Source organism: Okeania sp. (assembly GCF_983059655.1).
Map to the genome: position 1 here is coordinate 1 of NZ_CEZPJD010000102.1, position 15,237 is coordinate 15,237.

Below are 15,237 nucleotides of genomic sequence, written 5' to 3' on the forward strand. Positions count from 1 at the left end.
GTTTCCAACTAATCCGCATTAAACCCAGCGGGGGGGAGCTACGTTTTGGAACCACGACAGAACAAGGCTTTCAGACCCCCAAATCGACGCACCCCTTTGATAAAAAAATCAACAAGGCAAATTTTGCCAAAATGACGACCCTCAAACCCGCTCCCAGCATGGCATCAACGCGGGTCAACGAAAGAATCAGCATTTTGCTAACGCAAAGCTTCGCTAACAGCGATTCTGGGAGGCGCGTATGTGGGGTACCATGCAAAGATGAAAAACAACCTTTTAACCATTTATAAAAGACTATAAATGACCAAAAAGCTACTGCTATTCATTTGTTGAGGTTCTTTATACCAAAGCTATTACTTTTTATCTTAACTTTAAGTATACAAAATGTCAACCATTTTTTGAAGTCAGAAGTCAGAAGTTTGAAGTCAGAAGTTATTTGAGAATTCAGAAGTTAGAAATTATTTATCTGGTTATATATTATACCAAATCCGGTTATGAAAAGCGAATTTGTCCAAATGCTTCTAACCCTTCTGCCTTACCCTGACAATAAATCTCTTATTTAAACCGGATTTGGTATTAGGCGTTGCTGAATTGAAGTATGAATGCGCGATTGTTTGGTTCTAGTCAAGCCCCCTAAATCCCCCAATTCTGGGGGACTTTTAGAGTTTTATTCCCCCCAATTTTGGGGGGCTAGGGGGGCAAGATCATACCTAGAATCAGAGCTATACATTATATGAATGTGCGATTGTTTGGTTCTAGTCAAGCCCCCTAAATCACCGAATTCTGGGGGACTTTTAGAGTTTTATAGCATTACGCAAATAGGTTAGGGCAATTATAGACACTCAAACGAGCGTCAAGGATTACTTCTAACTTCTAACTTCTGACTTCTGACTTCTGACTTGCGCGTAGCGCTATATTCCCCCCAAAATTGGCTTGCTCGGGGGGCAAGATCATACCCACACTCACTAACTCTCGGAACTAATCAACTCCTGATACACTCCCTCTTCCTGTAACATTTCCTCATGAGTGCCACGCTGCACCACCTCTCCATATTCCAAAACAATAATCTCATCACAATCACGAATAGTACTCAAGCGATGCGCCACAATAATACAACTACACCCCCGACTCCGCAAATTATCAATAATTATTTTCTCTGTTTCCGCATCCAAAGCACTCGTTGCCTCATCCATTACTAATATTGTAGGATTATTTACCAAAGCACGAGCAATTTCTAACCTCTGTCTTTGACCCCCACTTAAGTTTGCTCCTCCCTCCAATAACTCACCATCGTATGCACCAGGAAGTGCCATTACTGCTTCATGGATAACAGCATCCCGACAAGCCTTCATCAGTTGAGCCGTTGATATTGTCGGGTTCCACAAAGTTAAATTATCGCGCACCGTGCCACCAAATAAAAATATTTCTTGTTCCACCATCGACAGAGAATTAGTTAATACTGTAGGTGAAATATCCTCTCTGAGAACACCATCAAACAAAATTTCTCCTTCCCACGGTTGATACAAACCACAAATTAACTTAGCGATCGTCGATTTTCCCGAACCACTGCCACCAACTAATGCTATCTTTTGCCCTGGTTGCAACGACAAATTAAAATCTACGACTAGAGGTGGATCTACACGTGAATAGCCAAATGTAATATTCCGCAATTCTACATAACCCTTGAGTTTTGTTGCTTGTGAAGCCTCAGCAATATCTGTATCCTCTCTTCCTTCTGCCTCCTCTTCTGCCTTCTGCCCTCTACTTTCTGCCTCCGTCTCATTGCTAAGTACATCATTCAGTCTATTCAAGTCTCCCTCTAATTCCTGGAGAGTGCTGCCAAAACCAACCAAAGTATTTACAGGTTGCTGAAAGCTTAACATCAAACTCTGAAATGCTACCAACATACCAATACTGAGTTCCCCTTCCATGACTCGCAAACCACCTACGACTAATACCAATACTGATGTGAGGGATGATAAAAATGTTGGTAAAATCTCTAAAACTTGGTTTGTTACTTCCAACTGTTGCTCAGTATTCACGGTTTTGGCATAATATCCAGACCACCGAGAAAAAAAGTCTGACTCTAGGGCCGATGCTTTTAGGGTTTCCATGCTTTGCAACCCCGCAATACTTGCCCCCGCAAGTTTACCTTCATCTTGTACTAATCGCATATTGGCATCTACCCGTTGCCGAGATACCCACTGCAAAGCTATGATATTGACCGCAGCAAAGCTAATTCCGATTAAAGTTAGTACGCGATCGTAGGCAAACATTACTAACCCATAAAATACTATCATTACTGTATCAATAACTGTAGTTGCTAATTGTCCAGAAAGCACTTGGGCAACTTCATTATTAATATTGAGGCGATCGCTAATTTCTCCAGCATATCTTTGGGCATAAAATCCTACTGGCAGTCGTAGAATATGCCACATAAACTGACTAGACATCCCAATAGATAATTTAATCATTAATTTTCTCAGGTAGCGTAGTCGTAATAATGTTAGTAAAGTTTGTAATATCGTAGCGATCGTCATTCCTAAAACTAGGGGGCGCAACCAGTTGGTACGATTTTCCACAAGAATATTATCGACAAATATCTGACTAAATACTGGTATTGTTAAACCGGGAATTACTAGCAGAAAACCTGCAACGATACAATAAATTATTGCCCCTAAAGATGGTCGGAGTCTTTGATATAATAATGGGATGATGCTTGGTTTACGACCACCTTTTTCAAATTCCTCTCCGGGTTCGATCGTGAGGATAACTCCGGTAAAGCCTTCATCAAATTCATCCCAGGAAACTGTGCGAGGCCCGGTGGCAGGATCGTTGAGGAAAACCTGATGTTTATTAAATCCTTCTACAACTAAGAAATGATTAAATTCCCAAAATACAATGTAGGGGGGAGATAGTTCGTCAAGTAAGTCGAGGGTTTCTGCTTTGAAACCATTTGCTTCCATGCCGTAATTTCTGGCAGCACCAACTATTTTGGATGCTTTGCTACCGTCGCGGGAAACTCCACATTCTTGTCGAAGTTTGGCTAGAGGTACAATGCGACCGTAATAAGCGAGGATGATACAGAGGGCAGCAGCACCACATTCAACTGCTTCCATCTGAATAACTGTAGGGGTTTTGACTCTTTTTTTTTCATTTGATTTATATCATTTATCTTTGAAATACCCACAATAAAAATTTTAGGGAATAGGGAACAGGGAATAGGGAATAGAGAATAGGGAAAAATTTATCAGAGAAAACTTTTTTATCATGGCTAATTAATGATACTTGATATTAGAAAGTATCTGGATGATTTATACTAGCTTGAAAAAAGAATTTTACAAATAATCTAGTCAACTAAAATATTTTATCTAAATGTACAAGGTATTACAATTGATTATTTAATGGTAAAAAATGATAATAATAGCTACTTATAATGACTACTGACTCTTGGATACTATCAACAGTCCAAATATTTTTTAAAAACATCGTTCGGATATGCTTAAAAATAGCTAATCCAGTTCATTTGAGATAGTTATCTCTATCTTTTTTTCCTTTTTTTCAATATTTAACCCAACTTCGGTCTTCCCTCTTCCTTCTTTCGTAAGGACGTTGCATGGAACGTTCCGACCATTTGTAACAAACATTTATCACCCTTGGTATTAGGAGTTATATCATAAGCATTCAGCTCTCAGCTTTTTCATGAGTTAACCAAGTATTTGCTTAACTTCTACCTGGGCTTTTGAACAAAGAATTGAAGCACAAAAACAACGAGCTTAAATTGTCTACTAAAGCTGATAGCTGACCGCCGATCGCTGAATGCTACCTCTCAGTTAAATTGCAATATGGATTTTAACTGATTAATTTTCACGGGTTTAGAAACATAATTATTCATTCCTGAATCTAAACAAATTTGGCGGTCTTCCTGCATTGCACTTGCAGTCATGGCTATGATATAAGGCTTTTGGCTATCTGGAAAATGTTGACGAATCCAACAAGTCGCTTCTACCCCATTCATTTCTGGCATTTCCACATCCATTAAGATCACATCATAAGACTTACGTTGTACTGCTGCAATGACTTCTAAACCATTAACTGCGACATCAGCGCTATAGCCCAAATTTTTCAGCATTAACAAAGCAACTTTTTGATTTACTTGATTATCTTCTGCAAGAAGAATAGAAAGAAGAGAATTGTTAACAGGTTCAATCATTTTCATCGGATTTGATTGTACTATAGTGTTTGGTTGTTCTAATCTAAAAGCATGAGCTAGTGTTTCATAAAGTTGAGATTGTTTAATAGGTTTAGTTAATATAGCAGAAAAATTGATTTTACTAACTATTTCTTGTTCGGTAACTCCTACAGAAGTTACGATAATTAAAGGTAATTCTCGGCCAAATTGTAACTTTCTAATTTCTTTAGCTAAAGTTAAACCATCCATATTTGGCATTTGCCAATCTAGGATAATGGCATCAAAATTTCTCTCCTGCCTGAACCATTCTAAAGCTTGATTGGATTCTTGTGTAGCTACAGGTAACATATTCCAGTCTTGTATTTGTTGGGCTAAAATTTGACAACTAGTAGCATTATCGTCAACAATTAAAATTCTTTTTCCCGACAAGCTAGGAGGAATAGTTTTTGGTACATTACTGGTAATTTTGGTGGTAATAGTAAAATAGAAAGTTGAACCTTGACCTAGCTGACTTTCTACCCAAATTTCCCCCCCCATAATTTCTGCTAAACGCTTACAAATAACAAGACCTAGACCTGTTCCTCCATATTTACGAGTTGTGGAGCTATCAACTTGACTAAAAGGCTTAAATAAACGATGTTGTTGTTCTAGAGAAATACCAATTCCTGTATCTTTTATAGCAAATTCAAATTGGTAACGAGGCTTTTTTTCTCCTTGATTAATAACTTTACTAGATACGGATACAGTCACTGCACCATTTTTTGTAAATTTCAAAGCATTACTCAGAATATTTACTAAAATTTGACGTATTCTTCGGGAATCTAAAATAATATTTTTAGGAGTAGAAGGATGCCAATAGTAAGCTAATTCTATTTTTTGATTGAATGCTTTAGGAGCAAATAAATCCATAATTGATTCAAGACATTCTTGTAAATTAAAAGCTTCGTAATATAATTCTAGTTTTCCTGATTCCATTTTGGAAAAATCAAGCAGGTCATTAATAATATTTAAAAGAGCATCTCCACTATCAGAAATTGTTTTAATAAAATCATGTTGTTGTGAAGTTAAATTTGTATTTAATAGTAATTCTGTCATGCCCAAAACTCCATTCATCGGTGTCCTAATTTCATGGCTCATCATTGCGATAAATTCACTTTTAGCACGATTAGCAGCTTCAGCTTCAATTTGTTTTATTTCTAACTCTTTTTGAGTATTTTTTAGGTTTTCAAGAGTTTGAGAAAGTTGACTAATAGTTTGTTCTAAACGGTCTGATTGTTTGATAGCATAAAGTTCTGAAACCTCAAGTAGTTGAGTTAAAGTAGCAATTTTTGAGTTTAATTCTTCAACCTTTGGTAAAGCAGAAGTGAGATGAGAATAATTATTAAAAGTTTTGCGATCGACAAAAGGTAAAATAGCTGTTTTAATACTTAAAGCTAAAGTGCTAAACATTTCGGCTGTAGCACGAGGAATTTTTACTTTAGAAAATAAAATTACTGCAAACAGATTACCATCAGGCAACAAACCTCCAAAAGCTAAAACAGATTTAATCCCAAAATGAATCACAAAATTTTCTTTTACTGGAATGTATTCACTAGAAACTGCATCAGGAATATAAAAAACATTGTAGTTTTTTTGTTCTAATTCAATTAACTGTTGAGTTTCAGGTTTTAGTAGTGAATTAATATCTAAACCAAATTGATAAATTAATTGAGAAATCATTGGGATTTTTTCTACTACTTCCTCACAAGAGAGAGGAATGACTTGATGACCTCTAGAGTTAAGGCGATTATTCCATTCTTCCCGCTCACCAGCAGTTGCTAAAAGTGTTAAACATTTTAATTTTTCAGTACTAAAATCACTGCTTAACATTTGTTGAGCAAGTTGTTGTAGATGTGGCTCTAAATTCTCAAATGTATGAGTTTTAAAAAAGCGGATTAAAGCACAAGATTTTTCCTTTGTTTGGTAATTATCTAAATTATTATAAAGGTAATTTACAATCCTATTAGCTGTTTCTTCCATACTGACTGCTTCATTACCTATCTGGCGTAATTTCAAACTACATTCAATCATATCTCTGAGAGTAAATTTAGCTAAATCATGCATTTTAAATTATTCTGGTTATTGATAATAATTAATAGATAGCAATTCTAAATGATTTGCTGTTAACATCTTATTATATATGATGGTAATTTTTTTTGTACCTACTTGATTACTTACCCTTAAAGTTTGTAGATTTTATAGAGTCTTTAGGAACGTGTAACTTTAAGCACAAAAAATCAGCAAATTATTGGTATAGATAACTATGCGAAAAGCAAGCATTTTCTGCGGAATGCTGCGCAAAAAGCCATGAGTTATCAGCTATTAAGCTATTAATTTTGGGTCCGCGTAAAAGCAACCTTTGAAATTGAGAAAGAATCAAAAGTTACCACCAAAGTACCCTGACTATACCTTAGAAGTAATTATTCATTACTAATTGCTGATAGCTGACTGCTTATCTCAAATCCGTTTGAATACTTACACTTTCTAGGAAGGAAGGCAGAAGGAAAGAAAAGACTTGAAGGGAAAAAGTTTTTTTATCACTAATTATCAGGAAGGCAGAGGGCAGAAGGCAGGAGGAAAGAAAAGGCTTGAAGGGAAAAAGTTTTTTTATCACTAATTATCAGGAAGGCAGAAGGCAGAGGGCAGAAGGCAGAAGGAAAGAAAAGGTTTGAAGGGAAAAAGTTTTTTTTATCACTAATTATCCGGATATGATATTACTGCTAAAGACAAAAAAAATAAAAAATTTAACGCATTATTGCTACATATTTTTGAGAGTTAGGAAGTAGGATGAAAAGACATAATATATTTTAATTTAATACCGATAATTGTTACAAACATTACTGAACTATTATTCTTTCTTAATAACTGAAGTGTTAATGAAGTAAAGTCTTATTTTTTAGAACTTGTATAATTTATTAAATTTAGTGCAATGAGATATTTTGTGACAGGAAAATTCCTTACTTAGGGCTTGCTGATTAAATATCAAAGCATTTATAGACAAAGGTTTTAGCATTTTTAGGTCTAAAAAAGTGCGCAAGTTTTCAGTCTAAAATACTCAAAGAGTTAGCATTTTGGGATGATTATGGCAGAACAATCAAGGTACTATTCTTCTGACTATTTCTTCTATAATTCTCATTCCTCCTGACTTCACCGATTCTGGATTTTGTCTACTACCCTTACCAAAAAAACTTTATGAGCGCAAACCCTACTTATGTAGTAAGACAATTAATAAAGCTTTTATCCTAAATTAAAAGCAATAGCTAATAGCTGATAATGCAGTTCCTCCGATGGGAGGCTGGCTGACGGCGCTTACGACAGAAGTCATAAATCAGTAGGAATAATTGTCTGATGTTTGTATTTCTATACTTAGTAAAAATGGAGCATTTTAATTTTTTTTTTGCTAAAAACTTGCATTTTTTTCAGTAAAAAAGGAGCGATAATTTACAAATAAAAGCTTTTAGAGTTAATCAACAAATTCTATCTATAATTACTGACAGCGTTTCCCGTTGTTATGAGGTACAAAATTTTAGGTTTGAGACAACAGGCAATAGAAAATAATAAAAATAACTGTACCTCATAGTTTCAGAAACTGCTGTATTATCTCCACTTAAATTAGCGATAAAACTCTATTTTCTATCTTGAACTTTATCTTTAATTATCCTCAAAATTAATGTATATTAGCTTAGTTACTTTAGTTACATATTACTCACTATTAGTGCATTGTATCATGTTCGGATGATTAGTTATAAAAACTTCTTCACTTCAAACTTTGCTCTCTTCCTTCTGCCTTCTGCCCTCTGCTTTCCTTCTACCAAAGTATAATTATTTAACCGAACATGATATTAGACATATCAAAAAATGTACGCTAATATAACAAAAAGTTAACATTATATCCAAAAAAATTGGACTTATAACTTAAATATGGCAGTTAAAGTAGGAGATCCAGCACCAAATTTCACCTTACCATCCCAAGACGAAACCCCAGTTTCTCTATCTAACTTCCGTGGTAAGAAAAATGTTGTCGTTTATTTTTATCCAAAAGATGATACACCTGGATGCACTAAAGAAGCTTGTGCATTTCGAGATAAATATCAAGTCTTTACAGATGCTGGTGCTGAAGTGATTGGTATTAGTGCAGACTCTCAACAGTCTCACAAACAATTTGCTAAAAAGTATAATTTACCGTTTACTCTTTTAAGCGATACTAACAACAAAGTCAGAGAATTATATGGTGTTCCAGCTACACTCTGGATACTGCCGGGTAGAGTGACTTACGTCATAGACAAAGAAGGAATTATCCGTCATATCTTTGACTCTATGCTCGATTTTGACGCTCACGTTGAAGAAGCTTTAAAAACATTAAAAGTAATACCTGCCTGAAGCGGAAGTCAGAAGTATTGATTGGTAAGACTTTTAGGATTTTATAACCGATAAATTATTTCCGTCATTCTGCACTAAAAGGCTGTCATCAGAGACTTGATATCATGTCCGGTTGAACAATTATAAATAAACGACGGAGGAGTCAGGAGTCAGGAGGAAGTAAACGAAGAGGAGAAGGAGAAAGTTTTTTGATCACTAATTATTCAGACATGATAGATATTAGGCAAAATTCTCTATCTCATAGCCTTAGTATAGGGTGCGTTGCAACACACCCTGCAATTAGAGTTTTTGTATAAGCCCTAATATTATTCAAATGAATCACTCAGAGATTAGTGAATATAGCAAGGAATAAAGTTACTTAGGACATAGACTGATGATGAACCTCAGATAGAGAAATTTCTTTCTCCTGTTCCTTATTCCCTGTTCCCTATTCCCCGCTATAACTCCAATCCTGAAATCATTCTAAACTTGAGCAGATTCAATATCTGCTACTTCATCAATACTATGAGCTGCTTTCCCATTGTTACTATGCCCATTAGTAGGCCGTGGTTGAATTAAACCATAACCACCATGATGATAACGTTTATAGACCACATTTATCTCGCCTGTTGCAGCATTGGAAAACATATAGAAATCGTGATCGATAAATTGTAGCTGCTCAAGAGCTTCCCCTACCGTCATCGGAGACATAGGAAAATATTTTGTCCGTACTACTTCACTAGGTAGCTCAGGTTGGCGATCGCCAATCAAGTCCTGCTTGACTGGTTGTGATTCTATCATCTCTACAGTTTTAGCTTTATTAAGCTTGGATTGACGCTTTTCTTTATATTTTCTTAATTGGCGTGCAATTTTATCTGCTACTAAGTCAATACTAGCGTACAAATTCTCGCTACTTTCTTGGGCACGAATGACTGTACCGTTAGCGTAGATAGTTACTTCTGCCGTCTGTTTAGGATTTATCCGTGGGTTTCGAGCTACTGATAGATGTACATCTACCTCTGTAGTGAGTTGTTGAAAATGGCTAACAGCTTTTTCAATTTTTTGATTAACATACTCGTGAATGGAATCAGTTATTTCTATATTCTTACCCTGGATAACAAGCTTCATAAGCTCCCTCCGCTAATGTTTGGGCTGTATTATTTAGAGTAGCACTTTGTATTCTTCCCAACATCTTATCTTTAAAATCCTTTGCATCCCTTGACAATTCTTGATTTTTTTTGCTTAAATGTAGCTAAATTTAGTCTTGATTGTTTGAATAATTCACAGTATCTCCAGAAAAGAAGGAGTAGGGAGTAGGGAGTAGGCAGAAAAAATTAATGATTTCTATACGAGAATTAATTTTATTTTTTATTATTGGAGATGTCTAGTGCCACTACGCCGAAGTCAAAAGCGAGTGTGTAATTACTGAGGTCTCCTCAGAATGTAAGACATACTCAAGATAGTCAAAAGTATTGATTGGTAATGCTTTTAGGGTTTTGTGACTGGTTAGTTATTTCTGCCATAGTTATAGAAACCTTATCTGTTTGAACCTTTCTTTTCCTTCTGCCTTCTGCCTTCTGCCTTCTGCCTTCTGCCTTCTGCCTTCTGCCTTCCTGAATAGAAACCTTATCTGTTTGAACCTTTCTTTTCCTTCTGCCTTCTGCCTTCTGCCTTCTGCCTTCTGCCTTCCTGACATGAAATAATATGGTGTATCAAAATAGTCCCTGTTTACCAAAAACTTGCCATTTAATTTGTCCAGGATTAATCAGTTACTCAGTGGCCTGGGAATGGCAAAAATCACTTGTCCAACAACGTCGCAATTGTCCAGAATTAACTGATGTCCTAATATTATTAGAACATCCACCAGTTTATACTTTAGGACAAGGGGCAAAATTAGATTTTCTTAAATTCGATCCCAATCAAAATGAATATGAACTTTATCGAGTGGAGCGAGGCGGGGAAGTGACATATCATTGTCCTGGCCAACTGGTGGGTTATCCTATTCTCAATTTAAGACGTTATCAGCAGGACTTACATTGGTATTTACGACAATTAGAAGAAGTATTGTTACAAGTCTTAGATACCTATGGTCTCAATGGTGAAAGATATCCAGGTTTAACAGGAGTTTGGTTAGAGGGACGAAAAATAGCAGCTATCGGGATTAAAGTTAGTCGTTGGATAACAATGCACGGTTTTGCTCTCAATGTTTGTCCAGATTTAGTTGGTTTTCATAGAATTGTGCCTTGTGGTATTTCTGATAAATCTGTAGGTAGTCTGGCAGAGTTTATTCCTGGCATTACTATAGATGAAGTCCTTCCTCAAGTAGTTGCTGCTTTTACTAAGGTATTTGGAGTCGAGTTAATTCACTATTAGACATCTTCAATAATAAAAAATCAAATCAATTATCGTAGATAAATCCTATATTCCGCACGATAAAACGTAGTATAAAAAATTAGGAGTCAGAATCGGTGAATTTCCTACGGAATGCTCCGCAAACAGAATTTAGGAGAACATAATAACGTACAAATTGAGTATTTATGCTTAAAATTTTACTGAGAATTTAACTTTTGAGAAGTAATTTATAAAGTATAAATATTTACCAATAATAGAAATTGTATACTACTTTTAATATTACAAATTGACGTGCGGAATGTGGGATAAATAATCAATTATTTACCGAAAAATCGTGGGTATGCGCCTCCCCTTTTAAGGGGATAAAAAGCGGTCGAGAGATGGCGAGGAAACCTGCGCCATATCTAATCGACCAAGAGAAAAAATAATTCCGTACTTCAAGCCTCTTGCTTTCCTAGGTCATGCTCCGCAAACAGCTAGAGGTACTGATAACTGATAACTGATAACTGATAACTGAAATGACCTCTACTCCCTACTCCCTATTAAAAAGGTATAGGATCGGAATCGTCTGGTGGTGAATTCTCTTCTGGCATATCTGGTTTTGATTCTTCGTTTAAAGTAGAGCTACGACGAGATTTTAAATCAACAACATTATTATAGTTTTGCTCTTGTGGTTGTGTCTGAGTTACAGTTCTTTTACTAGATTGATTCTTGGATGTTTGACTATCATTTTGAGTCATAGCTTCAGGACTAACAGGATATATTCTGGAGGCTGTTAATTCAGCTCGTTTTTCTTTAAAACCTTCTGGTCGTTCAATAGTATTCATATTCAAGCGACCTTCAACAATTATATAATCCCCTTCATGATATTGTTGACTAATTTGTTGAGCTAAATCTCTCCATGCTACTACTTTTAGTATGGCAGGTTTATTTTCTACTCCTAAATTAGAAAATTCTACCATCATGTCTGCTACTGGTAATTGAGCATCTGCTGTGTAGCGAAGTTCTGGATCTTTGATAATTTGTACCATTAATATACAGCTATTCATTTTGATTTTTAACTATGTAATAAGTAAATAAATTAAGAGAACTTTTAATTTCAGATCATACTGAATAAGTCTAACCAGCTTCAAATTAGCAAAAAAAGGAAAACAAAAATCAAGATAATTATAGCAATAAAAGGAAAGGTAAAGACATATCAAAAGCTTAAAACTTCAGACAAAGCAATATTTTTCCTTCTGCCTTCTGTTGTATTCCTTCTTACCAATGTCTAATTGATAAGAGGTCATCATTAATTATTCATTATTAATTATTCATTATTCATTAATGAATTCTTCCTTCTTCTATATATCAATCATTTAGCTTCTTTCCAGTCATAAATAAATTCACAAAATCATGGATTGTATTGCGGTAATCCCTCAAAGTTTTATCAACCCAATCTCGATCATTACTATCTGCATAAATATGTACTAAGGGTTCTGCAGCATCCGGTAAAACTAATACCCAATTATCATTTTGATGATTAATAATCTTTACTCCATCAGTTAATTCTAATTTTTCTGGAGAATTAGTTTCTACTAAATACCTCATTAAGGCTCCTTTAACTTTCCAAGGACAACGTACTTTATAGGAACGATGAGTAACAGCAGGTATATCCGCACTTATTTGTCCTAAAGAACGCTCTTGAATAGTCAACATTTCTATCACTTTAGCGATACAAAACATCGCATCAAAACCAGGATGCAATTTAGGAAAAATAAATCCCATATCACCACTTCCACCTATTACCACATTATGATGAATTTGACAAGCTTCCATCAATGCCGTAGGATTCGCTTTTGTCCGAATCACATGACCATCGTGACGACGAGCAATTTGTTCTACTGCCGCAGAAGCATTTATTGGTACTACTACTGAACTGCGTGGATGAGCGGTCAACATTAAATTCACCATGAGTGCAGTTAACATTTCACCACGAATAGCAGAACCAGTTTCATCTACTAATATTAATTGTTCTCCATTTGCTGTTACTTGAACTCCTACATTTGCTTGTAAAGCTTCTACTACCCGACCTAATTGATCTAATAAACTTTCTTTTTCTTCTTTCCCTAAAGAAGTCTCTTTTAAGCTAGCATTTAGAACTACAGCATCACAACCAAATTTAGCTAATAATTGTGGTAATATTGCTCCAGAAACACCATAACAATAATCAATTACAACTTTAGATTTACTATAGCGAATTGCCTCAGAATTAAGCAGATTTTCAAAGCCTTTGCTATAAGCATCTAATACTTCATGACGATAAACCATCTTGCCAATTTCTGGAATTTGTACTCGGCGTAAATCTTCTTTAAAATATGCTCCCTCTATCTTTTTTTCCTTCGCTTTAGAAAGATTAATTCCTTGAGAATCAAAGATTTCAATTAATATTTGATCTGAGCGGTTAGGAGAAAGACGTACATGAACACCACCTACAACATTCATAGTTGGTAAAATTGTTCTGGCAATAGGAATTGCAGTAGATTCTAAATTTATTACGTTCACTCCAACTGACATTAAACCTGCAATTAAAGACCGAGAAACCATTCGAGATATACTGCGTTGGTCGCGAGAAGCTGATATTGTTGAGCCAGGTTTTAAAATAGAACCATAAGCTGCTCCTAACTTCACTGCAAATTCTGGAGTAATATCAATATTTGCTAATCCCTGCACCCCTCGTTGTCCAAACAAATTTCTCTTAGCAGTTGTCCCCCAAATCAAATTAATATTCAGGGTAGCTCCAGATTCTACTTTTTTACTAGGCCATACTCTAACATTGGGACTAATTTGAGCCTCTTCTCCTACAGTAGATAAGGAGCCAACTACGGCACCTTCTAATACCTGAGCACGACGGTCTATCCTTGCACCTCGACAAATTATACAGGCTCTTAAATTTGCATCTTCTCCAACCAGTGCCCCATTCCAAATAATTGGGCGCTTCACATCAGCATCTGCACCAATTGTCACATTATCTCCAATCACACTACCTGCTTCAATCTGCACTCTTGGGCCAATTCTACAGTTATCTCCGATTAAAGCTGGTGTCTCGATTTTAGCTGTCCGGTCAATATAAGTATTTTCTCCTGTCCAAAGTCCAGGCGATCGCTCTTGATAAGCAACATCAAGTTTTACTGTATGTTGAAGTGCATCATATTGAGCTTCCCGATAAGCATCTAAATGTCCAACATCACACCAATAACCTTCTGCTATATAGCCATACATTGGCTCGTTTTTATCTAACAATAAAGGAAATAATTCTTTAGAGAAATCACTTTCTTGATTAGCTGGTAAATAGTTTAAAATTTCTGGTTCTAAAATGTAGGTTCCTGTATTAACAGTATCGGAAAATATTTCGCTGGTAGAAGGTTTTTCTAGAAACCTTTTTATCCTCTGTTTTTCATCTGTAATTACTACTCCAAATTCAATAGGATTAGGTACACGAGTTAGTACTAAAGTAGCTTTTGAATTATTTCTTTTATGAAATTCTATGGCTGTAGTTAAATCAAAATCTGTAATTGTATCTCCACTAATTACCAAGAAAGTTTCATCTAGAAGTTCAGCAATATTTTTGACACAACCAGCAGTTCCTAGAGGTTGTTCTTCTTCTACGGCATAAGTCATTTGTACTCCAAATTGACTGCCATCTTGGAAATATTCACGCATTACATCAGGTAAATAATGTAAAGTAGCAATAATCTCTCTAATTTGATGTTTTTTTAATAAATTAATAATATGTTCGGCTATTGGGCGATTTAAAATTGGTACCATTGGTTTCGGAAGATCGCAGGTCAGTGGCCTGAGTCGTGTTCCTGAACCTCCTGCCATTAATACTGCACGCATAATTCCTCCTTTGTTATTGATTTTGTCTTAATATCTATCATTTATTAATACTAATTGTCTGATTGTTTCAGATAAAAATAATGGATAAAAACTAATTATTTTCTATGAAGGTATTGTTCTTTTTTCAAACAATACTTATTAAATACTGTCATTAATATTTGATTTATTTACTATGACTAAATTTTTGTTTAAAAATTTTATCGGAGTTTTACTTAATTTTTTTTTGTTAAAATCAATCAAACTCCAGGAAATATCACAAACTTTAGGCATAGCAATTATAAAAATTAATTTTTTTCTGACTTTTTATGATCTTTTTTTTCTATTGATATTTGTCGGTAGCTGTAGAGAAGTTTTTTTTTTAATTATCTAATATTAATTCTTTAATCATTAAGTATATAGGTCAAATTAATAGAGAAAAA

General features: G+C 35.2%; 8 protein-coding genes and 1 pseudogene. 3 read left to right on the forward strand and 6 right to left on the reverse strand.

The features are described from left to right. Positions 1-287 (forward strand): hypothetical protein (locus AC3DU7_RS08520; RefSeq protein WP_488038923.1); only part of this gene is annotated, 287 nt, incomplete at its 5' end. 675 nt (positions 288-962) lie between these two features. On the opposite strand, the pseudogene AC3DU7_RS08525 reads toward AC3DU7_RS08520, so the two are convergent. Next, positions 963-3,125 (reverse strand): annotated as a pseudogene (locus AC3DU7_RS08525) (NHLP family bacteriocin export ABC transporter peptidase/permease/ATPase subunit); the annotation flags it as partial. Between the two features lie 701 nt (positions 3,126-3,826). Continuing rightward, positions 3,827-6,292 carry a response regulator gene (locus tag AC3DU7_RS08530; protein WP_488038924.1) on the reverse strand — a complete coding sequence of 822 codons (2,466 nt, stop codon included), beginning with the start codon at positions 6,290-6,292 and terminating at the stop codon, positions 3,827-3,829. Between the two features lie 1,857 nt (positions 6,293-8,149). Between AC3DU7_RS08530 and AC3DU7_RS08535 the strand changes: the two genes are divergently transcribed. Then, positions 8,150-8,608 (forward strand): peroxiredoxin, encoded by a 459-nt coding sequence (locus AC3DU7_RS08535; protein ID WP_488038925.1) that lies wholly within the window; start codon positions 8,150-8,152, stop codon positions 8,606-8,608. 462 nt (positions 8,609-9,070) lie between these two features. On the opposite strand, the gene hpf is transcribed toward AC3DU7_RS08535, so the two are convergent. Continuing rightward, positions 9,071-9,715: a ribosome hibernation-promoting factor, HPF/YfiA family gene (hpf, locus tag AC3DU7_RS08540; RefSeq protein WP_488038926.1), complete on the reverse strand. Its 645-nt coding sequence runs from the start codon at positions 9,713-9,715 to the stop codon at positions 9,071-9,073. Positions 9,716-10,112: 397 nt separating this feature from the next. Next, complete coding sequence (locus tag AC3DU7_RS08545) at positions 10,113-10,283, reverse strand: hypothetical protein (RefSeq protein WP_488038927.1); 171 nt, start codon at positions 10,281-10,283, stop codon at positions 10,113-10,115. 8 nt (positions 10,284-10,291) lie between these two features. Between AC3DU7_RS08545 and lipB the strand changes: the two genes are divergently transcribed. Further along, entirely contained in the window at positions 10,292-10,960 is a 669-nt protein-coding gene (gene lipB / locus AC3DU7_RS08550) for a lipoyl(octanoyl) transferase LipB (protein ID WP_488038928.1), read from the forward strand. 521 nt (positions 10,961-11,481) lie between these two features. Here the strand turns inward: lipB and AC3DU7_RS08555 are convergent. Beyond that, positions 11,482-11,988: a single-stranded DNA-binding protein gene (locus tag AC3DU7_RS08555; protein ID WP_488038929.1), complete on the reverse strand. Its 507-nt coding sequence runs from the start codon at positions 11,986-11,988 to the stop codon at positions 11,482-11,484. Between the two features lie 301 nt (positions 11,989-12,289). Beyond that, on the reverse strand, positions 12,290-14,818 hold the full coding sequence (locus AC3DU7_RS08560) for a sugar phosphate nucleotidyltransferase (RefSeq protein ID WP_488038930.1): 2,529 nt from the start codon (positions 14,816-14,818) through the stop codon (positions 12,290-12,292). Positions 14,819-15,237 lie beyond the last annotated feature (419 nt).

Excerpts from the sequence above, each read along its gene's own strand:
- AC3DU7_RS08530 (WP_488038924.1), bottom strand. The coding sequence starts at position 6,292 with ATGCATGATTTAGCTAAATTTACTCTCAGAGATATGATTGAATGTAGT.
- AC3DU7_RS08535 (WP_488038925.1), top strand. The coding sequence starts at position 8,150 with ATGGCAGTTAAAGTAGGAGATCCAGCACCAAATTTCACCTTACCATCC.
- hpf (WP_488038926.1), bottom strand. The coding sequence starts at position 9,715 with ATGAAGCTTGTTATCCAGGGTAAGAATATAGAAATAACTGATTCCATT.
- AC3DU7_RS08545 (WP_488038927.1), bottom strand. The coding sequence starts at position 10,283 with ATGTCAGGAAGGCAGAAGGCAGAAGGCAGAAGGCAGAAGGCAGAAGGA.
- lipB (WP_488038928.1), top strand. The coding sequence starts at position 10,292 with ATGGTGTATCAAAATAGTCCCTGTTTACCAAAAACTTGCCATTTAATT.
- AC3DU7_RS08555 (WP_488038929.1), bottom strand. The coding sequence starts at position 11,988 with ATGAATAGCTGTATATTAATGGTACAAATTATCAAAGATCCAGAACTT.
- AC3DU7_RS08560 (WP_488038930.1), bottom strand. The coding sequence starts at position 14,818 with ATGCGTGCAGTATTAATGGCAGGAGGTTCAGGAACACGACTCAGGCCA.